At 51.6% G+C, this 25895-nt stretch carries 23 protein-coding genes, 1 tRNA gene and 2 pseudogenes; 6 read left to right on the top strand and 20 right to left on the bottom strand.

Features of this window, described 5'->3' with window-relative positions; all coding sequences use genetic code 11:
• Nucleotides 1-42 precede the first annotated feature (42 nt).
• From kduI to NA624_RS20115, 3 genes are all read right to left on the bottom strand, one after another.
• Nucleotides 43-879 carry a 5-dehydro-4-deoxy-D-glucuronate isomerase gene (gene kduI / locus NA624_RS20105; RefSeq protein ID WP_000383259.1) on the bottom strand — a complete coding sequence of 279 codons (837 nt, stop codon included), beginning with the start codon at nt 877-879 and terminating at the stop codon, nt 43-45.
• Nucleotides 880-1308: 429 nt separating this feature from the next.
• A complete protein-coding gene (locus NA624_RS20110; RefSeq protein WP_000665979.1) occupies nt 1309-2487 on the bottom strand; it encodes an acetyl-CoA C-acetyltransferase in 1179 nt (392 codons plus the stop codon).
• 122 nt (nt 2488-2609) lie between these two features.
• Nucleotides 2610-3473 carry a LysR family transcriptional regulator gene (locus tag NA624_RS20115; protein WP_001270779.1) on the bottom strand — a complete coding sequence of 288 codons (864 nt, stop codon included), beginning with the start codon at nt 3471-3473 and terminating at the stop codon, nt 2610-2612.
• Nucleotides 3474-3576: 103 nt separating this feature from the next.
• On the opposite strand from NA624_RS20115, the gene NA624_RS20120 reads away from it, so the two are divergent.
• Both NA624_RS20120 and NA624_RS20125 read left to right on the top strand, forming a co-directional pair.
• Nucleotides 3577-4032 carry a multidrug/biocide efflux PACE transporter gene (locus tag NA624_RS20120; RefSeq protein WP_001543480.1) on the top strand — a complete coding sequence of 152 codons (456 nt, stop codon included), beginning with the start codon at nt 3577-3579 and terminating at the stop codon, nt 4030-4032.
• A gap of 141 nt (nt 4033-4173) precedes the next feature.
• Complete coding sequence (locus tag NA624_RS20125) at nt 4174-5403, top strand: amino acid permease (protein WP_000036837.1); 1230 nt, start codon at nt 4174-4176, stop codon at nt 5401-5403.
• Nucleotides 5404-5433: 30 nt separating this feature from the next.
• Here the strand turns inward: NA624_RS20125 and rcnR are convergent, their stop codons facing one another.
• Nucleotides 5434-5706: a Ni(II)/Co(II)-binding transcriptional repressor RcnR gene (gene rcnR / locus NA624_RS20130; protein ID WP_000019954.1), complete on the bottom strand. Its 273-nt coding sequence runs from the start codon at nt 5704-5706 to the stop codon at nt 5434-5436.
• A gap of 121 nt (nt 5707-5827) precedes the next feature.
• Here rcnR and NA624_RS20135 point away from each other — a divergent pair, with 121 nt between their 5' ends.
• On the top strand, nt 5828-6682 hold the full coding sequence (locus tag NA624_RS20135) for a nickel/cobalt efflux protein RcnA (protein ID WP_001530267.1): 855 nt from the start codon (nt 5828-5830) through the stop codon (nt 6680-6682).
• Nucleotides 6683-6891: 209 nt separating this feature from the next.
• Here NA624_RS20135 and NA624_RS20140 read toward each other — a convergent pair whose 3' ends face one another.
• The 9 genes and pseudogenes from NA624_RS20140 to vapC form a co-directional block, all read right to left on the bottom strand.
• A complete protein-coding gene (locus NA624_RS20140) occupies nt 6892-7650 on the bottom strand; it encodes a transcriptional regulator (protein WP_000134789.1) in 759 nt (252 codons plus the stop codon).
• Nucleotides 7637-8142: pseudogene (locus NA624_RS20145) on the bottom strand (CaiF/GrlA family transcriptional regulator). The gene NA624_RS20140 and the pseudogene NA624_RS20145 overlap by 14 nt, the downstream one beginning before the upstream one ends.
• 109 nt (nt 8143-8251) lie before the next feature.
• A complete protein-coding gene (locus NA624_RS20150; protein WP_439040287.1) occupies nt 8252-9334 on the bottom strand; it encodes an adhesion protein in 1083 nt (360 codons plus the stop codon).
• Nucleotides 9331-10074 (bottom strand): fimbrial biogenesis chaperone StdC, encoded by a 744-nt coding sequence (stdC, locus tag NA624_RS20155; RefSeq protein WP_000798493.1) that lies wholly within the window; start codon nt 10072-10074, stop codon nt 9331-9333. Before stdC ends, NA624_RS20150 begins: the two co-directional genes overlap by 4 nt.
• A gap of 40 nt (nt 10075-10114) precedes the next feature.
• Nucleotides 10115-12604, bottom strand: coding sequence for a fimbrial outer membrane usher protein StdB (gene stdB / locus NA624_RS20160; RefSeq protein ID WP_000705477.1), 2490 nt, complete (start codon nt 12602-12604; stop codon nt 10115-10117).
• A gap of 119 nt (nt 12605-12723) precedes the next feature.
• Nucleotides 12724-13308 carry a fimbrial protein gene (locus NA624_RS20165; protein WP_001244639.1) on the bottom strand — a complete coding sequence of 195 codons (585 nt, stop codon included), beginning with the start codon at nt 13306-13308 and terminating at the stop codon, nt 12724-12726.
• A gap of 718 nt (nt 13309-14026) precedes the next feature.
• The gene (locus NA624_RS20170) at nt 14027-14659 is read right to left on the bottom strand and encodes a YfdX family protein (protein ID WP_000835269.1); all 633 of its coding nucleotides are present in this window, start codon (nt 14657-14659) and stop codon (nt 14027-14029) included.
• A 46-nt stretch (nt 14660-14705) separates the two neighbouring features.
• Nucleotides 14706-15242: an STM3031 family outer membrane protein gene (locus tag NA624_RS20175; RefSeq protein WP_001038499.1), complete on the bottom strand. Its 537-nt coding sequence runs from the start codon at nt 15240-15242 to the stop codon at nt 14706-14708.
• An 803-nt stretch (nt 15243-16045) separates the two neighbouring features.
• Nucleotides 16046-16216, bottom strand: a pseudogene (vapC, locus tag NA624_RS20180) (tRNA(fMet)-specific endonuclease VapC); the annotation flags it as partial.
• Nucleotides 16217-16406: 190 nt separating this feature from the next.
• On the opposite strand from vapC, the gene NA624_RS20185 reads away from it, so the two are divergent.
• Nucleotides 16407-17213: a DUF1460 domain-containing protein gene (locus NA624_RS20185; RefSeq protein ID WP_077905450.1), complete on the top strand. Its 807-nt coding sequence runs from the start codon at nt 16407-16409 to the stop codon at nt 17211-17213.
• Nucleotides 17214-17335: 122 nt separating this feature from the next.
• On the opposite strand, the gene NA624_RS20190 is transcribed toward NA624_RS20185, so the two are convergent.
• Nucleotides 17336-17409, bottom strand: a tRNA-Gly gene (locus tag NA624_RS20190).
• A 79-nt stretch (nt 17410-17488) separates the two neighbouring features.
• Nucleotides 17489-18265: an amidase activator ActS gene (actS, locus tag NA624_RS20195; RefSeq protein WP_000244321.1), complete on the bottom strand. Its 777-nt coding sequence runs from the start codon at nt 18263-18265 to the stop codon at nt 17489-17491.
• Nucleotides 18266-18529: 264 nt separating this feature from the next.
• Between actS and idi the strand changes: the two genes are divergently transcribed.
• Entirely contained in the window at nt 18530-19075 is a 546-nt protein-coding gene (gene idi, locus NA624_RS20200) for an isopentenyl-diphosphate Delta-isomerase (protein WP_000133993.1), read from the top strand.
• A gap of 75 nt (nt 19076-19150) precedes the next feature.
• Here idi and lysS read toward each other — a convergent pair whose 3' ends face one another.
• The 5 genes from lysS to xerD all read right to left on the bottom strand — a co-directional run bounded on the left by lysS (nt 19151) and on the right by xerD (nt 25253).
• Complete coding sequence (gene lysS, locus NA624_RS20205; protein WP_000003339.1) at nt 19151-20668, bottom strand: lysine--tRNA ligase; 1518 nt, start codon at nt 20666-20668, stop codon at nt 19151-19153.
• Between the two features lie 9 nt (nt 20669-20677).
• Nucleotides 20678-21776 (bottom strand): peptide chain release factor 2 gene (gene prfB, locus NA624_RS20210; protein WP_010989230.1). Its coding sequence is split into 2 segments (ribosomal slippage): nt 20678-21700 and nt 21702-21776, totalling 1098 coding nucleotides; the frame shifts between segments, so codons are not numbered across the junction.
• A 104-nt stretch (nt 21777-21880) separates the two neighbouring features.
• A complete protein-coding gene (gene recJ / locus NA624_RS20215) occupies nt 21881-23614 on the bottom strand; it encodes a single-stranded-DNA-specific exonuclease RecJ (protein WP_000813382.1) in 1734 nt (577 codons plus the stop codon).
• Between the two features lie 5 nt (nt 23615-23619).
• Complete coding sequence (gene dsbC, locus NA624_RS20220) at nt 23620-24333, bottom strand: bifunctional protein-disulfide isomerase/oxidoreductase DsbC (RefSeq protein WP_000745614.1); 714 nt, start codon at nt 24331-24333, stop codon at nt 23620-23622.
• Between the two features lie 23 nt (nt 24334-24356).
• Nucleotides 24357-25253: a site-specific tyrosine recombinase XerD gene (gene xerD / locus NA624_RS20225; RefSeq protein WP_000434302.1), complete on the bottom strand. Its 897-nt coding sequence runs from the start codon at nt 25251-25253 to the stop codon at nt 24357-24359.
• Nucleotides 25254-25365: 112 nt separating this feature from the next.
• Here xerD and fldB point away from each other — a divergent pair, with 112 nt between their 5' ends.
• The gene (gene fldB / locus NA624_RS20230; RefSeq protein WP_001055885.1) at nt 25366-25887 is read left to right on the top strand and encodes a flavodoxin FldB; all 522 of its coding nucleotides are present in this window, start codon (nt 25366-25368) and stop codon (nt 25885-25887) included.
• Nucleotides 25888-25895: the final 8 nt, after the last annotated feature.

Below are 25895 nucleotides of genomic sequence, written 5' to 3' on the forward strand. Positions count from 1 at the left end.
TTTGTCATGCCTGTCACGCACAGGCGTTATCACCGGTCGCGACTAGCGCAGATCTTGTACCGCAACGTGATCCATGTCATCGAAGACCTGATTTTCTCCCACCATGCCCCAAATAAACGTATAGGCTTTGGTGCCAACGCCGGAATGTATTGACCAGCTTGGGGAAATAACCGCCTGTTCATTACGCATCACAATATGACGGGTTTCCTGAGGCTGCCCCATCATATGGAAAACGCAACTGTCTTCTTCCATATTGAAATAGAGGTAAACTTCCATACGGCGCTCATGGGTATGGCATGGCATGGTGTTCCATAGATTGCCGGGCGCCAGTTCGGTGAGTCCCATACTGAGCTGACAGGTTTCCAGTACATCCGGTACGAAGTATTTATTGATGGTGCGACGGTTACTGGTGAGGTTATCGCCTAAGGTGACGGGCGCAACGTCGGCAGGCGACACTTTTTTCGTCGGATAAGCGGTATGCGCTGGCGCGCAGTTGTAATAAAACTTCGCCGGTCTGCTCGCCTCATTGCTGACGAAGACCAACTCTTTCGCCCCTTTACCAATATACAGAGCATCACGATGACCAATGTCATGGCGCTGCCCGTCAACGATAATGGCGCCCGCGCCGCCAATATTAATGACGCCCAGCTCGCGGCGGTCCAGTAACCGGGAAACGCCAAGCTGTTTACCCACCTCTCCGCCGATTTCAACAGAATGGCTGACGGGCATAATGCCGCCGACAATAATACGGTCGATATGGCTGTAGACCATCGTATATTCATCAGCGACAAAAATATTTTCTATTAAAAACTCGCGTCGCAGCGCCTGGGTGTCCAGCATTTTAGCGTGCTCGCTATGGATGCTTTGCCTTACGTCCACTTTTCCCTCCAATGATAAATCGATCGCAATGGCATAAAATCAAAACACTGTTTTGATTTATTTAACGGCATCATAGTCGCCTGGATGAAGGTTTTCAACAATAAATAAAACAACGTTTCATTTATATGGTTGGTTATTTTTAAAACTGCTGTAGCGATCACGATCGGCGCTAAAACTTATACACTTGTATGATTTTCAGACATGTGCGCCAGGTGCTGTATGCGGTTACTCAGATAAAAATTGAAGCTTGTTTTAGAACGAGGTCTGATGTGCGAATTGAATTAAAAGCGGTATGCGTCTGCAATGCCCGACGCGGCAAGACGTTCTGCGCTATAACGAAAAAGGGGGGTCTGTCACTGGCTTTGCCCTCGTGATAGAGGGCTTTTTATGACGGAATAATGAAGCAGAAAAAGGATGGCTGGCGCAGGATCAATCGCGTTCAATGGTTAAAGCAACGCCCTGGCCGCCACCAATACACAGCGTCGCCAGGCCTTTTCGCGCGTCGCGTTTAACCATTTCGTGCACCAGTGAAACCAGAATTCGACAGCCGGAAGCGCCAATAGGATGCCCCAGCGCAATCGCGCCGCCATTAACGTTTACCCGTCGCTCATCCCATTCCAGCATTTTTCCTACCGACAACGCCTGGGCGGCAAACGCTTCGTTGGCTTCGATAAGGTCGACCTCCGCCAGTTGCCAGCCGGCACGCTCCAGACAGCGCCGGGTAGCATATACCGGCGCAATCCCCATTAGCGCAGGATCGACGCCGACGCTGGCAAACGCGCGGATGCGCGCCAGCACCGGCAGCCCCAGCGCCTGGGCTTTCGCCTCGCTCATCATCATCACCGCGGCGGCGCCATCGTTGATTGAGGAGGCATTACCCGCCGTCACCGAACCTAAACTATCAAACGCCGGGTGCAGCAGAGCTAACCCCTCCGCACTGGCGTCGGCCCGCGGTTGTTCATCCGTATCGACAATTGCGGTCTGCCCATTACGTTGCGTGACGATGGGGACAATCTCATCTTTAAAACGCCCGGTATCAATCGCGGCCCTGGCTTTTTGCTGCGAACTGAGCGCATAAGCATCCTGTAACTCGCGGCTGATGCCATATTCCCGCGCCAGGTTTTCTGCCGTCACGCCAATGTGATAATCGTTGAAGGCATCCCATAAGCCATCATGTACCAGACTATCCACCAGATTGTCGGCATCAGGCAACGCGCCGGTACGGCTATCATTGAGGACATGCGGCGCACGGCTCATATTCTCCTGCCCGCCCGCGATAACAATGTCCGCTTCGCCGCACTGAATAGCCTGCGTCGCCAGGTGCAACGCTTTTAAACCGGAACCACAAACGTCATTAATGGTAATGGCGGAAACGGTTGTCGGCAGCCCTCCTTTGATGGCTGACTGGCGCGCCGGATTCTGCCCGGCGCCAGCCGTCAGTACCTGACCGAGGATGACCTCATCGATAGCGTTAGCGTCCACGCCGGTGCGCTCAATTAACGCTTTTACGACCATGCTCCCCAGCTCGACGGCGGAATGACGGGCCAGCGTTCCCTGAAAACAGCCGATGGGTGTCCGTAAAGCCCCCACTATCACAACCTCTTTCATTACCACCTCAGCACAAAATGACACCGCCATAGTAGAGCATTGTTAAAATTAGTTATCTTGATTGTTTAAAAAAAGTGAGTTTTATCACAAAGGAAATGACGCTGATTTGACGGTGACGCAGCTTATTTCTGCTGCAAATGGTAGCGAAGCCAGTTCCCCGCCGTTCCGGGCGGCGTTTTCTTGTTCCACAGCAAATCAATAGCAATCGCCCTCGGCCAGCCAGGAACATCCAGCTGCGCCAGCGGTTTTTCCGCCGCAAACTCTTCCACCAGCGCGCAGGGCAATACGCACCAGCCAAATCCCTGAACCGCCATGCTCAACAGCAATAAATAGTTTGGCGCTGACCAAGCCGGGCCGCGCGTAATGTTGGCGTTAGATTCAAGGTAGGTATTCAGACGCAGCTCGCGCCAGGTATGCAGTTGCTCCCATTGCAGGTTCGTCTGCGACGCCAACGGATGCGTGGTCGCCACATAAACCCCCATCCAGCTTTGAACAGGCAGACGCGTCGCGCCAATGTTTGTGGGGTAGTCATCACGCGCTTCAATCAGGCCTATCTGGGCGCGCCCTTTTTGCAGCAGGTCGATGACATCATCATTTTCTCCGATCAAGCATTCAAACTCGGTATGCGGAAATTGACGATCAAACTGCGCCATTAACTCTTCCAGACTGTCAGGGTGCAGGGTATCAGAGAGGACGAACGTGAGCCTTGCCTCCGTCTCGCCGGATAACGTCAGCGCCACCTCATCCAGACGGTCGCTCGCCGATAAAATAGCCTGAACATAGCTAAGCACCCGTTTTCCTTCTTCGGTCAGAACGGGCTGGCGCGAAGATCGATCAAATAATGAAAATCCCAGATCCGCCTCCAGATGCGCAATGGCGGTACTAATGGTGGACTGGCTTTTACGCAGGCGGCGCGCCGCCGCAGAAAACGAACCGCAAGAGACGGTCTCAACAAATGCCATTAACGCTTCAGGTGAGTAACGCATAACATATCTATTTTATCGATGGATGTTATCTTTTAGGTATCACATTAAACGATAAAATAGCGGAAATTTCTTTAGTTTGATTAAGAGTAAGGTTTTTTCGTTTATGCAACATGACGCCATACAACGTCGCTCGCTGCCGGAGCGTATTTTCCATGCTGTCTGTTTTGAAGGTATTGCGACTGCGATACTGGCGCCAACGACCGCCTGGCTAATGCAGCGCTCGGTGCTGGAGATGGGCGGCCTGACGATATTGCTGGCAACGACGGCCATGATCTGGAATATCATTTATAACGCTCTGTTTGATCGACTGTGGCCCGCGCATCAGGTGAGACGAACCGCCAAAGTGCGCGCACTCCATGCGTTAGGATTTGAAAGTGGGTTTATTGTCATTGGTGTGAGTATTGTCGCCTGGGTACTGAATGTCAGCCTGCTACAAGCATTCACCCTGGAAATTGGTTTCTTACTGTTCTTTTTGCCGTACACGATGCTGTACAACTGGGCGTACGATGTTTTACGCCAGCGAATAGTGACCCGCCGCCAACAGCGCGTTAGTGCATGATATTGCTCTTTTTTGCCGGGATCGCAACGCTCCCGGCCCTCCTCCTCCACGACATCCATCTGCTTAAAACGCCCCCAACTGACGCTATTTATGGTAAATTGCGCTTCTTTTTGTGTGTTTTATAGTTGATAAATTCAAATAATGTCTAAAATTTGGTCAAAAGATGAGACTCTCTGGAGTTTTGCATTATACGGAACGGCTGTAGGCGCAGGCACTCTTTTCCTTCCCATCCAGTTGGGATCGGCAGGCGCAATCGTGCTATTTATTACCGCGCTGGTCGCCTGGCCTCTGACATACTGGCCACATAAGGCGCTGTGTCAGTTTATTCTTTCCTCAAAGACTTCTGCAGGTGAGGGAATTACTGGCGCCGTTACTCATTATTACGGCAAGAAAATCGGCAGTATTATTACCACGCTTTATTTCATTGCGTTTTTTGTCGTGGTATTAATTTATGCTGTGGCGATTACCAATTCCCTGACAGAGCAATTAGCGAAGCATATTCAGATAGATATTCGCATCCGGATGGCAGTTAGCTTCGGCGTAGTACTTATCCTGAATATGATTTTCTTAATGGGAAGACATGCCACTCTTCGCGTAATGGGCTTTTTAGTCTTTCCACTTATCGCTTACTTCTTGTTCCTTTCGCTCTACTTAACCGGAAGCTGGCAACCCTCGTTACTGACCGGGCAGATGTCTTTGGATAGTCACACGTTGCACCAGGTATGGATTTCTATTCCGGTGATGGTTTTTGCTTTTAGCCATACGCCCATTATTTCGACGTTTGCCATCGACAGACGGGAAAATTTTGGCGATCAGGCCATGGATAAATGCAAAAAGATCATGAAGGTCGCCTATCTGATTATCTGCCTGAGCGTGCTGTTCTTTGTCTTTAGCTGCCTGCTCTCCATTCCGCCGTCATACATTGAAGACGCGCGCAACGAAGGCGTTACCATCCTTTCCGCGCTCTCGATGATGCCCAATGCGCCGGCCTGGCTCTCTATTTCCGGTATTATCGTTGCCGTCGTGGCCATGTCGAAATCTTTCCTCGGCACCTATTTCGGCGTCATTGAGGGCGCAACCGAAATGGTAAGAACCACCCTACAGCAGGTTGGCGTGAAAAAAAGCCGGGCGTTCAATCGCGCGCTGTCTATCATGCTGGTTTCCGGGATTACGTTTATTATTTGCTGTATTAATCCGAATGCCATCTCTATGATTTATGCTATTAGCGGCCCGCTCATTGCGATGATTCTGTTTATTATGCCCACGTTGTCAACGTACCTGATACCGGCATTGAAACCCTACCGTTCAGTAGGCAATTTCATTACGTTGGTCGTCGGTTTACTTTGCGTATCGGTGATGTTTTTCGGCTAAAGTAAAAGATAGCCGGGATATAACTCCCGGCTATTTTATATAAGAATCCAGCACCTTTAATATTACGTCCAGATCTTCTTCACGTCTGACTTCATCACTCTGATGAACGATATGCTCGGTCAGATGCCCTTTAATCACCTCGCGCATTAAGCCATTTACCGCGCCGCGAATCGCCGCGATCTGTTGTAACACGGCCGCGCATTCATGCGGTTCATCCAGCATTTTTTTTAGCGCTATCACCTGTCCCTGAATCTTGCTGGTTCTGGCTTTAAGCTTTTGTTTGTCCCGGATGGTATGTGACATTGCAACACCTCACTTACATTAACGAATACAAATTATAGCATTACGATGCTACTGGGGGGTAGTATTCCATACTGGGGGGGAGTAGAATAACGCCCACATAAAACAACTAAGAATCATTCTCATGGGTGAATTTTCGACACTTCTTCAGCAAGGAAACGGCTGGTTCTTCATTCCCAGCGCCATTTTATTAGGTATTTTGCACGGGCTTGAACCAGGGCACTCCAAAACTATGATGGCGGCTTTTATTATTGCCATTAAAGGTACGGTTAAACAGGCCGTCATGCTCGGTCTGGCAGCAACGCTTTCTCATACCGCGATCGTCTGGTTAATCGCGCTGGGTGGGATGTATCTTAGCCGGGCATTCACCGCACAATCAGTGGAACCATGGCTGCAGTTAATTTCTGCGATTATTATTCTGAGCACCGCGTGCTGGATGTTCTGGCGGACATGGCGAGGCGAGCAGCAGTGGCTGGCGGGAAACCACCATCACGACCACGACCACGACCACGACCACGACCACGACCACGACCACGACCACGACCACGACCACGACCATCATGGTCACATACATCCGGAAGGCGCAACGTCAAAAGCGTATCAGGATGCCCATGAACTTGCCCATGCTGCCGATATTCAACGCCGTTTTGATGGTCAAACAGTGACTAATGGACAGATCCTGCTGTTCGGCCTGACCGGAGGGCTTATCCCCTGTCCGGCTGCGATCACCGTTTTACTGATTTGTATCCAGCTTAAAGCGTTTACGCTGGGCGCCACGATGGTGCTGAGCTTTAGTCTTGGCCTGGCATTAACGCTGGTGACGGTAGGCGTGGGCGCGGCGATAAGCGTTCAACAGGCAGCAAAGCGCTGGAGTGGTTTTTCGACGCTTGCCCGGCGGGCGCCCTATTTTTCGAGCATTCTGATTGGTCTGGTCGGCGTGTATATGGGAATTCATGGCTATACCGGGATCATGCAGTAAATATGTAACGCTTCTGCTCAGGCCGTATCATTCACTTCGGGTTTCATTCCAGAAGCGTTTTTACTTATCAAACGGTATGAAAGGCCATACATTCAGCGTCCCGCCTGAATTCTGTATTTTACTCCACTACACCACAGGCAAAACATACCCCACCGCCACCGGGTTTAGCCGGCGTTTCAGGGTTTCTGGATAGAGTCGCCGGAGGCGGGTTATTGCGGAGCGATAAACGGAGTTCGCTGCAGTGATTTACAAAACCGGGTACCAAACAGCAGTTCCCGTAATCGGTTCCGCATTCCCAACTTCACCAGTAACCGGTATTTGTCCTGCCAGATTTGCTTCTCCTGCGTATTCAGCCTTCCACACAACGCTGACAACCTTCCCCGTCCACGGTAAACTTCCTGAAGCAAGCGTAACTGGGCCAGGCTCACTCCGCATGCCAGTATCTCCCGGTGCATCAACTGGTCCATATAGTTCATCAACCGCTTCGGATTGTTAAATATCGGTGGCACTTCCAGAAAGCCCGTCACCGGAGCCGGAGATAACAAAAAGGCGTCCAGCTCTCCTGTCCTGCGCAGGCGTGCGCCCCCGGCCCACTGTTCACCCCGCCGCCCCCGGATAAGTATCTCCGCCAGTTCCTGCTCCAGCAGCGCCGGGATGCCGCCGTATACCTTCAGTACCACCCGGTCGCTGAAAAACAGCTCATCGCTGATAATCATAACCGGGTAGTCCGGCAGTATCTGTCTCAGGGAATAGAACAAAAAGAGATGTTCACGGGGACGCAGACACAGTATCAGTATGGCCTCCGGTTTCCGACGTAATTGCTGCAACAGAACAGGCAGCCTGTATGCGGTTTCACAGTTGCAGCTCGGCAGAAATCTCCGGACCAGGTGTGCCACGGCGATCGTCACCGGCCAGCAGTCACCGTAAACGATAATCTGCCGGGCCGGTATCCGGTTATGTTCCGTCATCCTCATTCTCCTTCTTTTTCAGGATCTTTCCCGCATTTCTGTTACTGCACAGCCGGTTCCACAGTTCATTTGCCATCGACCTGTCACCATTACCGACCCGGCGTTTTGATACCGGCGGCGGTCCGGCCTTTTCACGGCGCGTGGACGGGGTGGACTGTCAAGAACCCGGATAACATAAATCTCATAGCGTCGTGCTTTATTGGGCAGGGTCTGGTGACGGCAGATGCTGACCACCCGTGATGTTTTGCTTCGCAGATAGGCAATCAGGTAGCTGGCCCGTCTGGCCGTGATGTGAAACGCCTCTGCTATCTGGTTACGCTGAACCCAGTTCTGCTGCAACAGGCACCAGTGTGCCACGATGATATACAGGGGCTCGCCGGCATACTGGCGGACACTTACCGGAATAAAACAGGCATCATGGTTGGTCTGTCCGGGATAATGAATATCGTTACCTGAAAAAACTATCTTCCCTTTTGATTTATCAGAAGACATGCAAACTCTCCGTTTTTTTAGTGAAAAAGACCGAGAAGAAAAAAATAATCATAAAGATAAATTTATAGCTATTTTTTAATTAACTATCAGGAAATGGTATTTAATCCTGCTAATTGTAAGTAACAATCACTGTCATTGCGGCTGAAAAAGCACCTGTTTTAATTACCGCACCGGGTATAGCTTCGACCTTTGCTTTATACTGTTTTATAATTCTGCCACCGGCACCATTATCAAGATGGATAGATCCCATATCTGTTTTCACATTAAATTTAACTGGTGTGTTATTATCCACATCCATTACCGACAGTCTGAAACCATTGTTTTCTTGTTTATTATTCTTAAGAATCACGGTGCTGTCAGCATCTGCCAGTGTCAGACCGTTGGTCCTGAACTCTATAGCCAGTGGGGCGACGAACGGGATCTGCGTTCCGACATTCTGTTGTGCTGTAACGGTGAAAGGTACTTCCCTGGGCACCAGGGTTTCCTTATATTCCGTATAAAAACGCCCCATATTGATAGTATTAGAAGGAGAGATAATAACCTTGCCTGAGTTGTCAGGAATAAACCTGAGATTAAAGGCAGAAACAGGCAAAGCTCTGAATGGAACAGTCGGTGGTTCAACAGACAGTCCGGGTTGTGACGGGCTATAGGGATATATATTAATTTTACTTCCCAGAATGTTTATGTCCAAAAAATTATTATTGAAAACCTGTTCGACAAAAATATGTACTGTAATCGTTCCGCTTCGGTTATATGTTTTTTGCGCTTCCATACGTTGCCCGAATGCTTTTGAACTGGACCAGCCTGAAAACCCTGCCTGTATATCCCTCCACGTAAATGTCACGGGAGTCAAGCTCCCTTCCTGAACAACGATATCCATTCCAAGACCGCGATCTTTTAGCGCAGTGGCTACCTGTCTCATATCGGAAAGCGAAACTGCTGTAGAGTAAACAAGTGAATTAAAACTGCTCCATGTTGTAGTACAGGTATAACTTATGGGAACAGTAATCTTCTGCAGCTCCTGCCCTTGTAAATATTGTCCTCCCTTCAGACTGATATTCTGAATATTTACATTTCCATTGGCATCACATTTTGACCAGTCATAGTTTGCCCTCGCAGAATCACAGACAGCAAAGAAAAGAAACACACCTGACAGTATCAGTGATTTCATATTGAATAATCGTCCTGTCATGATGTCGCCCCTGCGTCCTTAAACGCGCAGTTCAGGGCATCGCAGGCGTAGCGATTCATCTGCAGTCCACCGTAATCATCAATATACCCTACCCACAGCGTCCGGGTTTCTGCTGGCAGAACAGCCTTTAAAGGCAGGCTCCCCAGGGGCGGCACCATCACGCCCTCGCGGAAACCGCTGAGCCTGTGGCTACGGTCTGCTCCCAGCCACGCCACAGTGATGTAGTACGGCGTCGGGTTTCTGAGGGTCAGGTGTCCCGCATTCCGCTCAGCAGTCAGCTTTCTTTCCGGCTGGTCACTGCTGCTTCTGATAATGGCTTTCGGACGGTAAAACAGTTTCAGCTGACTCTGCATGGCCAGCTGCAGGACGTTGTCGTCTTCCGGCTTCGGGGGAACGCCCCGCACGTTAAACCAGAACAGTGTTTCCCTGTCCTGAGGGAGCTTATCTGTCAGCCCACGAACCTGGGTAATGCGGACCTGAGATTTCTGTCCGGCATCAATACGCTGCAGCGGCGGCAGCGCCATCAGCGCATCCGTTCTCACCCCGTCAGCATCCGTCACCCAGGACTGCGCCAGGAACGGCGTGGTTTTGTCATCGTTATTCAGCGTGATGGCCACCGTTTTCTGCGGCGCATCCATGATAATACGGGTCCGGTCGACATTGACGGCCGCCGGGCTGCACTGGCTCCATGCTGCCGCCAGCGCGAGTAAAATCACACGGCTTCTTCTGCTGTTTTTCACCTGTTTTCTCCGTTAGTCCTGCTCTGTGACAGGGATATTTTTATCTGCAGGGCAGTAACAGCGGCCCCCGACTGAGTGTCACCGTTTCCGGCAGGGTGAGTCTGCACTGCACCCGGCCATCCCAGGACACGTTCAGGGTCCGGCGGTCTTCCCCGCTGAGGCCTGTCAGGTAGGCCAGACCGTCATCTCCGACCATCCCCGCGGTTCTGCCGGTTTTCCCGGACACCACCAGGGAGCCAAACGGCGGACTGGCGCCATCAGCCAGTCGGATATGACCGAGCACCTGCTCCCCCTGGCTGGCGTCAATCTTCCGGTAGCCCACCGCGCCCTCCGTCAGCACCTGGCTGATGACGGAGCTGCTGACGTCCACGTCCTCCGGCAGGGCGGCCACATCAACCGAAATATCACTGCGGCGGTAGCTGCTGCCGGCGCTCACCACGCCCACCCCGAAGCGGTTGGTCACCCCGCTGTTGCCGTTTACCGGCACACCGGCCACGTCTCCGGTATCTATCATCATGCGGGGCTCATTCCCGGCCATCGACTGGCTGAAAGCGGCGCCGTGGGCGGTGGCGGTCACCGAGCCGTACCAGCTCAGGCCCAGGCTGCGGTACTGTCCGGGCTGCAGGGTGGCGTCCGCTGCCGCCTGGCCCCACGGTAGACGGCTCTGCACGCTGCCGCTAAAGCTGCTGTTACTACCAGTGTCATAGCGGTTATGACCGGCGCTGATGTTCCATGTGGTGTCCGGGTTATGGAAATCGCTGTAATTCACGGTCTGCTGCAGGCCGCCCCGGTTATCTTTCTGTACGCTGTAACTCACCTGGCGGCTGTCTCCCCACGGGATACTGATGGTGGCGTAGACCTGGTTCTGGCTCCCCCCGCCGGTGTACTGGTTACGGGCAAACGACACCGAGGCCGAGAGCCCCTGAAGGTCGCCGAGACTGAACACTTTGTTGAAGCTGAGCATGTAGTTATTGTTGGACTGCGCATTCCAGTAATTGAGCCGGCTTACCGAGAGGGCAGCGCTCATATTGAGTACCGGAACGGACTGGCTATAAGTCACGGTGTAGCTTTGTTTTTCATGCCATGCATCGCCGCCGTCGGTGGCCCGACGCTGCAGGTACTCCGGCATGGAAAGAAAATGGCGGTCCGAGAAGCGGTATCCGACGAACGCCAGGGTACTGCCGGTTTTATCAAACGTTTTGGCATAGTTGATACGGTAGCTGTAACCGGACTGCTTCTGCCCATGCGGCAACCGCGCATCTGAGCGGGTGACGTCCGCAGACAGAGCGCCCAGCAGCCCCATATTCTGGCCGATCCCGAGCGCCGCGGACTGGTAGTCGCCGGTGGAGGCAATGAGGCCGCCATACAGCGACGTGTTGTTAAATGCTCCCCAGGTGGCCTCCCCGAGCAGAAAGTCAGGGCTGACCGTGCTGTTGTTATGCGTCCCGCCGTACAGCGGACGTCCGGCGGCCACCTTATAGCGAACCTGTCCCTGGCGTGCCATAAAGGGGACGCTGGCCGTGTTGACCTGCCAGGTCCGGACGCTGCCGTCGCTTTCCCGGACGCTGACATCCAGGTTGCCGCTGATATTCTGGCTCAGGTCGGGAAGCTCAAAAGGCCCCGGCGACACCCGGGTCTGGTACAGAATGCGGCCATTCTGGCTGACGGTAACCTGTGCATTACTGTTCGCAATGCCGCTGATTTTCGGGGCATACCCCTGAAGAGAGGGTGGCAGCATGCGCTCATCGCTGGCCAAAGTGAGCCCGGCAAAGCGGAAGGAGTCAAAAATAGCGGAGCTGAGGTACGTCTGTCCGAGCGTCAGTTTTGAACGCAGTGCTGGCAGGGCACGGAACAGATACGTCTGCGGCAGATAAAAATCAGACTGTGATGCGCCCTGCCCACTGTCAAAACGGCTGTACTGGTAATCGCTCCGCAACCGCCAGGCGCCGAGATTAAACCCGGCGGTGCCGTAGAGGCTGTAGCTGGTAGAGGTCTCCCCCTGCTGCGGCATATAGCGGTTGACCATCAGGCTGTAATCGAGCAGGCCGGCGGTGACGCCGTCGCTCCAGCGTGAAGGGGGGATCCAGTCCGGGTCCTGATATCGCATCCAGGCCTGGGGGATAATGAAGGTCAGACGCTGATTTTCAGCGCTGTACCGTACCTGACTGTCAGCGGAGCGCAACTCAAGGCATTGCCCGTCCGGGATACCGGTAACGGGTTTCAGGCCATGAATAATCTTATCCTTAAGACCCAGCATGGCCACCATGTCTGTTGTCACACAGATGACGGCCGCGTCGAGTCCGGCAACCGGTACAACCCTGACCGGATACTGTTCCCGTACCGGCTGGTCATTGAGCCAGATATCGAGAATATAGTTACCGGGCGCCACATACCCCTCGCGACTGAAGGCCGTGAGGTCCACGTTAGACAGGTTCCCGCTGTCCAGCAGGCTGGCATTGAACTCCGTGGCCTGCGACTTCAGGACGGAAAATGTCAGGGTAATCAGAATGGCAAGCCGGGTAATTTTCATGGCATGGCGCTTTCGTGTTGTCGTCCGTGTAACAGACAGCCCGCAGGCACAGTCAGATATAAAAGCCGTCCGATCCCCTCCGTGGACGGCTTCTCCCTGTCGTTATTTACCGCGTAAAATCACAAGTATTTCAGGGTGTAGGTGACGGAGGCGTTAACATCGCCAGGAGTTGCGGCATCTGTCAGGGCTATCAGGCGGGCAAAGAAGTTGAGTTCGTTATTCCCGGCCTGCAGTTGCTGGGCGTCGCCATCCGGCATCGGGGTATTGGGTGTAATCAGTGAGGTGTTGTCACTTTTCAGAAGCTGCACACCAACATGCTGGGCACTGCCGGTGCTGACGTAAGCTTTACCTGAGGTATCAGCTGTGCCACTGAAAGAGACGGTTACTTTAGACATTTTCCCTGCGGAGCCGGCTATTGTAGTTTCATTCGGATCGAAGGCGCAGTTCTGCAGATGAATGGTGAACGGTTTTGAGTCCGTGGTTGCATTGGCGGTATTCAGTTTACGGTAAGAAATCTGTCCAAACGGAACGGTGATTGCATCGTCGCCCGGTGCGATATCACAGGGTGAGTTGGTGATGGTACCAGTGAAGGTAATTTTACCTGAGCCGAACGGGCCTGCTGTGGGTGTAGTATCGGCGGCAAATACAGAAGCACCATACATCATACCGGCAGCCGCCATGGCAAGTATTATTTTATTACGCATAGATAATATGTCCTTTGGGTGAATGAGAATTATTTTGCAAAGGCTGAAAACAAATCTGAGGGTATTAATGAAAGCGTTCAGAAAAGATTCGTATGAATAATAAACGCCTGGTGTTAAACGAAGCACCTGAACTTTCCATCGAAAAATATTGATTTCAGCTAATGCCTAATCAGTTGTAAGAAAATTCTTATTCAAATTAAAACAATAAAAATAGATCGATACGATCGATGATTATGATCGTAATTTAAGAATAATCATCAAAGAAATACTTTTTAATGTAATTATAAGCGGATGAATACCTAACAGACAGATATTCGCAGCGGACATGAAATATTTTGTAATATGTTATCGGGAATGTATGTTTTGCTTTTCCATCACACTGGATATTTACAAAACATAATACTAACCATATATAACAATAAAACTACTGGTAGCATAAAAAACTAGATATAACGCAAGTAAAAGGCATTTAATTCCAAAACATTAACTTAATAAATCATTATGAACCATCATAAGCGGAAGGGATAAAAAATAATAAATGAAATGATATTCTTCTGTATTTGTGATGAGCATCACAATAGATATGAATGCAGGTACCCTGACATTACTGAACTTCACGGATGAAATTTAAAAGCAATGCCGACAGCAAAGAACAAACTGGTAATAGCTGTCAGACATAATGCTGCCTGCTGTAATATATACAGCAGGCTGGGGGATATTAATGCGCGGAATCGTGCTGCACGGGGGCCGTGGGTAATTCCTGAACTGACTGAGAATCCACAATTATGCCATCCTGAGCTGATTTCAGTATCAGACCTGCCTGATAGTATTTTCCTTCGTTCATCAAGGAAAGCGCTGTGGTCACATCCTTACGGGTTTGCTGAAGAGGAATGAGTTCCTGATTTTCAATCATACTGACGCCTGCTAGTTTCAGGGCCTCTATAGTCCCTTTTTTATCTCCTTCTTTCATTTTCTGGTTTGCTTTATTAATAGCATCATTTTTCTGCCCCGCAGGGAGATAATCTTCGGCTACCGTAATCGATGAATTTATCCGAATATAGCGGTCTCCTTCAACTGGGGCTTTTTTATCTGATTTGACATACAGGTTCCAGTCAGTGCTGTCATCGTTCAGGAGTTTTTCTGCTTGCGCAGCCAGTTGTTCCGCCTTTTGGGTTCGACCATTAAACAACTCGAATCGCGACATTCCGATATCACGCATGGCCTGCCAGGCCTGTCCGGATATCTTGTCATTATTCAGAGTAACATTATCAGTCATGTTTGTTGCGGCCATAACATTTCCTGAAAACAGGATAACCATCAGCGCAACGCCTGGCATAATATGGCTTTTCATAATCCATCATCTCCACAAAGTAACATTTTTTATCGAATTATCCTATTCAGAACCGGTAACCCACGCCAAGATTAAAGCCGTTGCTATTAAGGCTTCCGCTGTTATGGGTAGCATCAAAATCCGCACCCTCATAACCCAGATTTATAGCGACATTACTGACCGGGGTATAAGCCACGCCTGCAGAATAACCATATCCGACCTTACTGTCAGACTCATTTATTCCGTGATCACGCTGATGCAATAATACGGGGCCCACTTGACTATACAGGCTTAACTGGTTATTTATTTTCCATGAAGGGCCTGCAAGCAGGGAGTAATAACGGGTTGTTACACGACCATTACTGCTTTCATCGGAATAGCGCTGGCTTCCATTTAGCCAGGCAAATGAGGTTGTCAGCCCCCAGTCCGGTGACATTTCATAGTTGTTTGCCAGCCGAACCCCACGCAACGTCCCGGCGTGATTAGTATGGGACTGGGCGTATCCAAGCGAAAATGTACTGGCATTATCGTCTGCCCATACCGGACTGGCTGCAGCAGACAGCAGAACAATACCGGCACTTCCGGCTAATAGCATTTTGTTCATCTTCTTCTCTCCGGTTATTTTTACCTGATGCCTTACTGGCATGTATTAAGTTAAAATCTTTCCGTGATAACAAACTATAAATAAATCTTCTAAATTATGAGCGCTGTTACGCCAGCAAATATCTTTGTCTGCGGCTGTCGGGAGGCTATTCACGAAAATATATCCAGGCCAGAAACAGTATTTAATAATAAATAAACTGAAAAATAAAAACTGACAAAAATAGAAGTTCACTGATATATACCCAAAATAATTTGAGTTGCTTAAAGGCGGCAAGGGAGTGAGTCCCCAGGAGCATAGATAACTCTGTGACTGGGGTGAGCGACAAATCTGCCGGGAGCAGATTTGAACGTCGCGTGCGACGGCCCGTCAGGGCGAGGCCCATGATGGGCCGAGTAATCCGTAGTCAACACATAAGCCACTTGAAGTATGAAGGGTATATAACGGGAAAGAAGTCATATCGGCCTGGTAAACCAACGTCTGTGACTTAGTTGCAGGAAAAGGCTATGGAGAGGGGATGCGGCAGTTATCGGGCAGTAACGGCATTGTTCAGTGAGTATCCAGGAAACAAAAAAAGAAGGGAGCGGTACTCCCTTCGTAAACATGTCAGAATACGACATTTTGGTACTCTTTTATTTATTATCTGGCCGTAAAAGTTATGCTGTTGGCAGGTATCTCCAGTCAACATAAAAAAATACCACCAGCTAAAAATGTGATGCAAACCACCATTAAGCAGGTAACCAAACTGACTGTGCCACTAAATCCGGAAAAGAGTTTGAATCCGGGGATAACATCTGATGCAGAAATTAGCACCAGTCTTCGATTCGGATACCCGGAATGCGTTCAAACTCGCGGAGATTGTTTGTGACGACGACCAGTCCGCGGCTACGGGCATGGCCAGCAATCATCTGGTCATAAGGCCCGACAGGTGTTCCCTTGCGGGCCAGTTCGGCACGGATTTGACCGGTATGTATCGCCAGCCTGAAGGGGCATGTTGGCTTTGACGATCAGGCAAAAAACAACTGCGAATAAAGTCGTATGATGATCTTCACATTTATCATCATCAGCGTTCATATTACTCAACCTGTAATCAACCTCTGGCGTTTTTCTGTATCCATCACAACCATTTCCGGTAAAGGTAAAAAAGGGATTTGAACCTTTCCGGAGATGATAATGAAGGTAAATACATGGACAATTTTGCTTATGTCGGCGCATCTGACGGCCTGTACCGTCCCTGGCACAGAAAAATATCAGACCAGCATGGACAGCGTTACGGCAGAAAAAGTAAGCCGGATTATCCAGTCGGATGTCATTCCTTATAAAGGCGAAAACCATGGAGAAGTTATCAGCCGCGTATCGTCTGCTTTTCTCGGAACACCTTATCAGGCAAATACGCTCATCGGTGGGCCCGGCACACCCGAAGTCCTTGTAGCGAATTTCAACGGCGTGGACTGCTTTACCCTGGCTGATTACGTTGAGGCCCTGGCCCGCAGCGATAATCAGAAATCGTTTCTGCATAATCTTGCCAGGACTCGCTACGCCGCGGGCAAAGTTGCTTATCTCAGCCGCCGGCACTTCTTCTCTGACTGGTTCGCCGCAGCACCGCGTAATGCACGGGATGTAACGCCGGATATCAGCCCTGATTATGTCGTTGTTGACAAGCAGCTTAACCATAAACCTGATGGCAGCGAGTACATTCCTGGTCTGGGCATCCATCCTCGTAAAATAAATTACATTCCCGGAAGAGCCATCAACCAGCAGGTCATGAACCACCTAAAAAACGGGGATTATATCGGTGTCTACTCCCCGCTTGACGGGCTGGACGTTTCACATGTGGGTATCGTAGTTCGTCATGATGAACAGGTGTGGTTCAGGAACGCCTCCTCATTGGCCGCAAACAGAAAAGTGGTGGATACACCGTTTATGGAATACATGCATTCCAGACCGGGCATCGTTGTGCTGCGGGCTGAATGATAAAGTCATTACCGGAGTCGCCAGCGGATAATAGCCGTCCGACATAGGCATTGAAACCCTGTGTACTGTGGGGCAGTACAGGAAAAATGGCTGTAAATTTGTGGATTTAGTAGATATTTGTCTGGAGCGGGCGAAGGGAATCGAACCCTCGTATAGAGCTTGGGAAGCTCTCGTTCTACCATTGAACTACGCCCGCTTTGAGATGCGTAAGGCATTATAAACCTTACGCTCTGGTTGGCAAGAGACTTACTGGCTGACTGGCGATTAATTCACCGTCAGCACTTCGGTTTACTCCCCTGCGGCGGCAGATAACGCAGCGGATCGATGGCCGTCGCCCGGTAGCGAATCTGGAAGTGTAGTCTTACGGATGCGGCATCCGTGCTGCCCATCGTAGCGATTTTTTGCCCCGCTTTAACGCTTTGCCCATTATTAACCAGCATGGTGTCATTATGAGCGTAAGCCGTAATGTAATCTTCATTGTGCTTAATCATGATGAGATTGCCGTAACCGCGCAGCTGGTTCCCGACATAGACAACTTTACCCGCTCCCGCCGCATAAACAGGCGTTCCGCGCGCGCCCGCAATATCGATGCCCTTATTTCCGCCCTCTGCGGTGGAATAAGGTAAAATCACTTTACCGTTGGCAGGCCATACCCAACAGCGCTGCCCCACCGGCGGCCAGGAGGATTTTGGCACCGAAGATGACGGTCTGACCGCGGCAGTTTTTGTTGCTGTTTTATTGCTGGTTTTGCGTGTTGAACTGCTACTCTTTGCACTGCCGCGCACTTTAATTCGCTGCCCCACCTCAATAGTATAAGGCGGAGAAATGCCATTCAGTCGGGCCAGTTCTTTCACGCTGGTTCCCGTGGCGCGCGATATACGATACAACGTATCGCCGCGCTTAACGGTATAGACGGAGCCGGAATACGTTCCTGAGCCGGAATACGTTCCTGAGCCGGAATTACTGGAACACCCCGCCAGCAGCAGCCCTGTGCATAACAGCACCGCAATACCCAGGCTATTTTTGTTCAGGCGTCCTGCGCTCAAAACCATTCCTCACTCTATTGACAGACGCCTTATGATAGCAGCCAAATGCCGTATGCCCAATCCATTGACGCCGGAAAGGGTCCGCGCGGATGATGATGCCGCGAATATCCGATATGCCAGCATAATATCGACTCACGGCGCAATGGCGCTCGTCTGCGTTCTGTCAGGGCCTGTTTTGGTAATGCCTTTCTTTCTGTTATGCGCTACGCTGATCGTCTGAGTATATGGCCTGGCCATGCTGCCGGGCCATTTTAATTTTCAGGAGCTTTCATGACTGAGGAACATGTCGTTTTATTGGATGAGCAGGATAAGCCTTCCGGCACACTGGAAAAGTATGCGGCTCATACGCTTAATACGCCTTTGCATCTGGCTTTCTCCTGCTGGCTATTTAACGAAGATGGTCAGTTGCTGGTAACACGACGGTCGCTGAGCAAAAAAGCCTGGCCAGGCGTGTGGACGAATTCGGTTTGCGGTCATCCGCAACAAGGCGAAACCACCGAAGAGGCGATCATCCGCCGTTGTCGGTTCGAACTCGGCGTGGAAATTACCGATCTCACCCCCGTCTATCCGCACTTCAGCTATCGGGCGACAGATCCAAACGGTATTGTGGAAAATGAAGTCTGTCCGGTATTTGCCGCGCGGGCAACCAGTGTGTTGCAGGTTAACAGCGAAGAGGTGATGGACTATCAGTGGAGCGAATTTAAAAGCGTATGGAAAAGCCTTCTCGCTACGCCGTGGGCATTTAGCCCGTGGATGGTCATGCAAGCGTCAGACGAACAAGCGCGTGAACGACTGCTCAATTACTGCCAGTGTTAAAGATTGCCTGATGGCGCTACGTCTGAACGAAGAGATGCCGGATGGCGGCTAATGCCCCATCCGGCAATTTACATCTTATTTCACCGGACGCATCGCCGGGAACAGAATAACGTCGCGAATCGTGTGGCTGTTAGTAAACAGCATCACCATACGGTCGATGCCAATTCCCAGACCCGCTGTCGGCGGTAAACCGTGTTCCAGCGCCGTCACGTAGTCTTCGTCGTAGAACATGGCTTCGTCATCGCCCGCCGCTTTTGCATTAACCTGATCCAGGAAACGCTGCGCCTGGTCTTCCGCATCGTTCAACTCGCTAAAGCCATTACCGATTTCACGACCGCCGATAAAGAACTCGAAGCGGTCAGTGATTTCCGGGTTCACATCATTACGACGCGCCAGCGGAGACACTTCAGCCGGATATTCGGTGATGAAGGTCGGCTGAATCAGATGCGCTTCAGCGACTTCGTCAAAGATCTCGGTGACGATACGGCCCAGACCCCAGCTCTTCTCGACGTGAATGCCGATGCTTTCAGCAATCGCCTTCGCGGAGTCGAAGTTGTCCAGATCAGCCATATCCGTTTCCGGACGATATTTCTTGATCGCTTCACGCATGGTCAGCTTTTCGAACGGCTTACCGAAGTCAAACACTTCATCACCGTACGGAACCTGGGTGGTGCCCAGAACATCCTGCGCCAGCGTACGGAACAAAGACTCCGTCAGTTCGATCAGGTCCTTGTAGTCCGCATACGCCATATAGAGTTCCATCATGGTGAACTCAGGATTATGGCGCACGGAGATGCCTTCGTTACGGAAGTTACGGTTAATTTCGAATACGCGTTCGAAGCCGCCAACCACCAGACGCTTGAGGTACAGTTCCGGCGCGATACGCAGGTACATGTCCAGATCCAGCGCGTTGTGATGGGTGATAAACGGACGGGCAGACGCGCCGCCTGGGATCACCTGCATCATCGGCGTTTCGACTTCCATAAAGCCGCGAGCAACCATAAACTGGCGAATACCGGCCAGGATCTTCGAACGGGTTTTGAAGGTGTTACGGGATTCATCGTTAGAGATGAGATCCAGATAACGCTGGCGATAGCGCGCTTCCTGGTCCTGCAGGCCGTGGAATTTATCCGGCAACGGACGCAGCGCTTTCGTCAGCAGGCGCAGTTCGGTGCAGTGGATAGACAGCTCGCCGGTTTTGGTTTTGAACAGCTTACCTTTCGCGCCGAGGATATCGCCAAGATCCCACTTCTTGAACTGCTCGTTGTAAACGCCTTCCGGCAGATCATCGCGCGCCACATACAGCTGAATGCGGCCGCCTACGTCTTGCAGGGTAACAAAAGAGGCTTTACCCATAATACGGCGAGTCATCATACGGCCCGCGACGGACACTTCAATATTCAGCGCTTCCAGTTCTTCAGCTTCTTTCGCGTCAAACTCTGCGTGCAGTTGGTCTGAGGTACGGTCACGACGGAAATCGTTCGGGAACGGGATACCCTGCTCACGCAGTGCAGCCAGCTTCTCGCGACGTGCCTTCATTTCATTGTTAAGATCGACTACCTCGTCAGCGCCCTGTGCGTTTTGTTCAGACATGTTGATTCCTCATAGCCCTGCTTTCAAACTTGCTTCGATAAATTGATCCAGACTACCGTCCAGTACCGCCTGTGTATTGCGGGTTTCCACCCCAGTACGCAGGTCTTTAATGCGGGAATCGTCCAGGACATAGGAACGAATCTGGCTTCCCCAGCCGATATCGGACTTAGTGTCTTCCATCGCCTGTTTTTCAGCGTTCTTTTTCTGCATCTCCAGTTCATAAAGCTTCGCTTTCATCTGCTTCATGGCCTGGTCTTTGTTTTTGTGCTGCGAACGGTCATTCTGGCACTGCGTCACAATCCCGGTGGGAATATGGGTGATACGCACTGCGGATTCCGTACGGTTAACGTGCTGACCGCCTGCGCCAGACGCGCGATAGACGTCGATACGCAGATCCGCCGGGTTAATGTCGATATCGATATCGTCGTCCACTTCCGGGTACACAAACGCGGAGCTAAACGAGGTATGACGGCGACCGCCGGAGTCAAACGGGCTTTTACGCACCAGACGATGTACGCCGGTTTCAGTGCGCAGCCAGCCATAGGCATATTCGCCGGAGATTTTGATAGTCGCGGACTTAATGCCGGCGACTTCCCCTTCCGACTCTTCAATGACTTCCGTCTTGAAGCCGCGCGCTTCCGCCCAACGCAGATACATACGCAGCAACATGCTGGCCCAGTCCTGCGCTTCAGTACCACCAGAACCGGCCTGAATATCGAGATAGCAATCGGCGCTATCGTACTCGCCGGAGAACATCCGGCGGAATTCCAACTGCGCCAGTTTCTCTTCCAGCGTATTCAGCTCCGCGACGGCTTCGTTAAACGTCTCTTCGTCGTCAGCTTCTACCGCCAGTTCCAGCAGCCCGGAAACGTCGTCCAGCCCCTGAGTCATTTGATCAAGCGTATCGACGATCGCTTCGAGCGATGAACGCTCTTTTCCCAGCGCCTGCGCGCGCTCAGGTTCGTTCCAGACATCCGGCTGTTCCAGCTCGGCGTTTACTTCTTCCAGACGCTCTTTCTTAGCATCGTAGTCAAAGATACCCCCTAAGAACGTTGGTGCGTTCCGTGAGGTCCTGAATGCGGTTATTCACCGGGTTAATTTCAAACATGGTCTGATTTCTTTTATTTGACTTGTCAAAATGCGGTTATAAGGGCGAAATATTAGCGGATTTCGCCCCTTAATTACAGCGAAAGTGTTGTTAAATCGCCCCGATCATAGCGGCCAAATATCATCGATAATAATCTGTAAACTACGGTTGCCGCGAAACTCGTTAATGTCCAGTTTATAAGCCAGTTCTACCTCCCGCACGCCGTTATCCGGCCAACAGGTCGTATCAATATTAAATGCGATGCCATCCAACAGCGGGCCGCCGCCGACGGGCTCCACCATCACCTTGAGGTGGCGCTCGCCCACCAGACGCTGTTGTAGCAGACGGAAACGACCATCGAATAACGGTTCCGGGAACATTTGCCCCCACGGTCCGGCATCCCGCAACAGTTGCGCCACTTCCATAGACATCTCCGCCGCGCTTAATGGACCATCGGAGATCACTTCGCCTTGCAACAGGGCAGGATCGAGCCATTCCGTTACCAGCTCGCCAAAACGTTGCTGAAACTGCTCGAATTTATGCTCTTCCAGCGACAATCCCGCCGCCATCGCATGACCGCCGAACTTGATCATCAGATCAGGGTAAAGCGTATCCAGCCTTTCCAGCGCATCGCGCATATGCAACCCCTGAATCGAACGGCCTGAGCCTTTTAGCATGCCGTCGCCCGCAGGCGCAAAGGCGATCACCGGGCGGTGAAAACGCTCTTTAATGCGCGACGCCAGAATTCCGACCACGCCCTGATGCCATTCAGGATGATACATCGCCAGACCGCCCGGAAGCGTTTCACTACTGCGCTCAAGCTTTTCGCACAGGATAAGCGCTTCCGCCTGCATCCCCTGCTCTATTTCTTTGCGCGTCTGGTTAAGCGCATCCAGCTCGCTGGCCAGAACACGCGCTTCGCCGAGGTTGTCGCACAACAGTAACGCCACGCCAACGGACATATCATCCAGCCTGCCGGCGGCATTCAGGCGAGGCCCCAACGCGAAGCCTAAATCACTGGCGGCAAGCTGCTGCGGATCGCGATTCGATATCTCCAGCAACGCTTTAATTCCCGGACGGCATTTCCCGGCACGAATACGACTTAGCCCTTGCCAGGTCAGAATACGGTTGTTAGCGTCCAGCGGCACAACGTCTGCTACCGTTCCCAACGCCACTAAATCCAGCAGCTCCGCCAGATTCGGCGGCGCGATGTTGCGCTCGTCGAACCATCCTTTGTCGCGCAAAAATGTTCGCAACGCCAGCATCAAGTAAAACGCCACGCCGACGCCCGCCAGCGACTTAGACGGGAATTCGCAGTCGCGCAGATTGGGATTAATAATCGCTTCGGCATCCGGCAACGTGTCGCCAGGCAGGTGGTGATCGGTCACGATCACCGGAATCCCCAACGTCTTTGCATGCGCTACGCCGGCGTGGGATGAAATGCCGTTGTCTACGGTGACGATAAGCTGTGCGCCGCGCGCCTTCGCCTGATCGACCACTTCCGGGCTTAAACCGTAGCCGTCCTCAAAGCGATTAGGCACCAGATAACTGATGTTGTCACACCCCAACGCACGCATTCCCAATACGCTTAGCGCAGTACTGGTCGCGCCGTCGGCGTCAAAATCGCCAACAACAATAATGCGGGTACCTTCGCGAAAGGCGTTGTAGAGGATCTCCACCGCGTTATCTATGCCGTTAAGCTGTTGCCAGGGCAGCATTCCTTTCACGCTGCGCTCCAGTTCGCGGGCGCTACGAACGCCCCGGCTGGCATATAGACGTCGTAGTAATGGAGGAAGATCGGCGGGGAGTTCCGCCGTCTCATCAGCCTCGCGCCGACGAAGTTGTCTCTGTTGTTTCACGCGTATTATTTACCACTGGTCTGTTTTTGATGCTCATCAAGAAACGCTTTCATCTCTTTCGGTCCCTGATAGCCAGGCACCACATAGCCGTTACTCAATACAATGGCTGGCGTACCGCTAACGCCCAACTGCACGCCCAACGCATAATGATCAGCAATGTTCACGTCACAGCTTGCCGGTTTCACGCCCTTACCTGCCATGGCGTCATCAAACGCTTTGTTTTTGTCTTTGGCGCACCAGATAGATTTCATATCCTGCTCCGCCTGGCTTTCCAGCCCCTGGCGCGGGAAGGCCAGATAACGTACCGTAATCCCCAGCGCGTTATAATCTTTCATCTCTTCATGTAGCTTATGACAATAGCCGCAGGTGATATCGGTAAAAACAGTAATGACATGTTTCTCATCCGGCGCTTTATAGACGATCATCTCTTTTTCCAGCGCATTTAGCTGGCTCATCAGCAGTTTGTTCGTCACGTTTACCGGATGCGCGCCGCTCACGTCATACATCGGCCCTTGAATAATATGTTTGCCGTCGTCAGTGACGTACAGTACGCCGCTGTGAGTGAGGACGGTTTTCATTCCTGCCACTGGAGAGGCCTGAATTTCCGTACTCTGAACGCCCAGCTTAGCCAGCGACTGACGGATAGCCGCATCATCCGCATGGGCCACGCCTGAAAACGCCGCCGCCAGTAAAGTGAACATCATAAAACGCTTTTTCATAAACTATCCTTTCCTGTCAGCACTCATGCCCGCGGATGGTGCTGTTGATGAAGTTGACGCAAACGCTCCGTTGCGACATGCGTATAAATTTGTGTCGTCGAAAGATCGCTATGCCCAAGTAGCATTTGTACAACGCGCAAGTCGGCGCCGTGATTCAGCAAATGCGTGGCGAAAGCGTGACGTAAAACATGCGGCGATAGTTTTTCGCTATCGATTCCAGCCAGTACCGCATAATGTTTAATACGGTGCCAGAAGGTCTGCCGCGTCATCTGCTGCGCACGCTGGCTGGGGAATAATACGTCAATCGATACGCCATTGAGTAACCAGGGACGCCCATGCTCCAGATACGTTTCCAGCCAATATACCGCCTCTTCGCCTAACGGCACCAACCGCTCTTTATTGCCTTTACCGATAACCCGCACCACGCCCTGCCGCAGACTGATATCGCTCATTGTCAGCCCCACCAGTTCCGACACGCGCAAACCGGTGGCATACAGCACTTCCAACATAGCTTTATCGCGCAACTCCAAAGGTTGATCAATAAGCGGCGCCTGCAAGAGCCGCTCAACCTGCGCCTCGCTAAGATCTTTCGGTAAACGCTGCGGAAGCTTAGGCGAGGCCAACTGCGCGCTCGGATCATCCTCACGATACTTTTCACGGTACAGATGCTGGAAAAAGCGCCGCATAGCGCTTAACAGGCGTGCGGAGCTGGTCGCTTTGTATCCGCCCTCCACCCGTTCAGCCAGCAGCGTTTGTAAATCATCAGCCTGCGCCGTCGCAAGCGTTTTTCCGCGATGATGCAACCACGCAACGACCATCGATAAATCGCGACGATACGCGCTTAATGTATTTTCCGCCAGATTTCGTTCCAGCCACAGGGCATCCAGAAACTGCTCAATACGCGCTAAATCCTGTTCCATTCGCGCTCCCTACTTCACGCTTACTTTTGGTGCATTATGCCTCATTGTGCCGTGAATGCAGCGATTCTGTTACACTACCCGCAACGCTATAGCAGAATCGAGATGTAACGTAATGAACATGGGTCTTTTTTACGGTTCCAGCACGTGCTACACCGAGATGGCCGCAGAGAAAATTCGCGATATCCTCGGCCCGGAGCTGGTGACATTACATAACCTCAAGGATGACGCCCCCGCCTTAATGGAGCAGTACGACGTGCTCATTTTAGGCATCCCCACCTGGGATTTTGGCGAAATTCAGGAGGACTGGGAAGCCGTCTGGGAGCAACTGGACGATCTCAATCTGGAAGGCAAAATCGTTGCGCTTTACGGTATGGGCGACCAGCTCGGCTACGGCGAGTGGTTCCTGGATGCGCTGGGTATGTTGCATGACAAACTTGCCCTCAAAGGCGTTAAATTTGTCGGCTACTGGCCCACAGAAGGCTACGAATTTACCAGCAATAAACCGGTCATTGCGGATGGGCAACTGTTTGTCGGCCTGGCGTTGGATGAAACGAACCAGTACGATCTCAGCGATGAGCGTATACAGACCTGGTGTGAACAAATTCTCGGCGAAATGGCCGAACACTACGCCTGAAGCCTTAC

The sequence above is a fragment of the Salmonella sp. NW38 genome (assembly GCF_051807745.1).
GTDB lineage: Bacteria > Pseudomonadota > Gammaproteobacteria > Enterobacterales > Enterobacteriaceae > Salmonella > Salmonella enterica.

Coding starts and splice junctions, on each gene's coding strand:
- NA624_RS20110 (WP_000665979.1), bottom strand. CDS start 2,487: ATGAAAGAGGTTGTGATAGTGGGGGCTTTACGGACACCCATCGGCTGT.
- NA624_RS20115 (WP_001270779.1), bottom strand. CDS start 3,473: ATGCGTTACTCACCTGAAGCGTTAATGGCATTTGTTGAGACCGTCTCT.
- NA624_RS20120 (WP_001543480.1), top strand. CDS start 3,577: ATGCAACATGACGCCATACAACGTCGCTCGCTGCCGGAGCGTATTTTC.
- NA624_RS20125 (WP_000036837.1), top strand. CDS start 4,174: ATGTCTAAAATTTGGTCAAAAGATGAGACTCTCTGGAGTTTTGCATTA.
- rcnR (WP_000019954.1), bottom strand. CDS start 5,706: ATGTCACATACCATCCGGGACAAACAAAAGCTTAAAGCCAGAACCAGC.
- NA624_RS20135 (WP_001530267.1), top strand. CDS start 5,828: ATGGGTGAATTTTCGACACTTCTTCAGCAAGGAAACGGCTGGTTCTTC.
- NA624_RS20140 (WP_000134789.1), bottom strand. CDS start 7,650: ATGACGGAACATAACCGGATACCGGCCCGGCAGATTATCGTTTACGGT.
- NA624_RS20150 (WP_439040287.1), bottom strand. CDS start 9,334: ATGACAGGACGATTATTCAATATGAAATCACTGATACTGTCAGGTGTG.
- stdB (WP_000705477.1), bottom strand. CDS start 12,604: ATGAAAATTACCCGGCTTGCCATTCTGATTACCCTGACATTTTCCGTC.
- NA624_RS20165 (WP_001244639.1), bottom strand. CDS start 13,308: ATGCGTAATAAAATAATACTTGCCATGGCGGCTGCCGGTATGATGTAT.
- NA624_RS20170 (WP_000835269.1), bottom strand. CDS start 14,659: ATGAAAAGCCATATTATGCCAGGCGTTGCGCTGATGGTTATCCTGTTT.
- NA624_RS20175 (WP_001038499.1), bottom strand. CDS start 15,242: ATGAACAAAATGCTATTAGCCGGAAGTGCCGGTATTGTTCTGCTGTCT.
- NA624_RS20185 (WP_077905450.1), top strand. CDS start 16,407: ATGATAATGAAGGTAAATACATGGACAATTTTGCTTATGTCGGCGCAT.
- actS (WP_000244321.1), bottom strand. CDS start 18,265: ATGGTTTTGAGCGCAGGACGCCTGAACAAAAATAGCCTGGGTATTGCG.
- idi (WP_000133993.1), top strand. CDS start 18,530: ATGACTGAGGAACATGTCGTTTTATTGGATGAGCAGGATAAGCCTTCC.
- lysS (WP_000003339.1), bottom strand. CDS start 20,668: ATGTCTGAACAAAACGCACAGGGCGCTGACGAGGTAGTCGATCTTAAC.
- dsbC (WP_000745614.1), bottom strand. CDS start 24,333: ATGAAAAAGCGTTTTATGATGTTCACTTTACTGGCGGCGGCGTTTTCA.
- xerD (WP_000434302.1), bottom strand. CDS start 25,253: ATGGAACAGGATTTAGCGCGTATTGAGCAGTTTCTGGATGCCCTGTGG.
- fldB (WP_001055885.1), top strand. CDS start 25,366: ATGAACATGGGTCTTTTTTACGGTTCCAGCACGTGCTACACCGAGATG.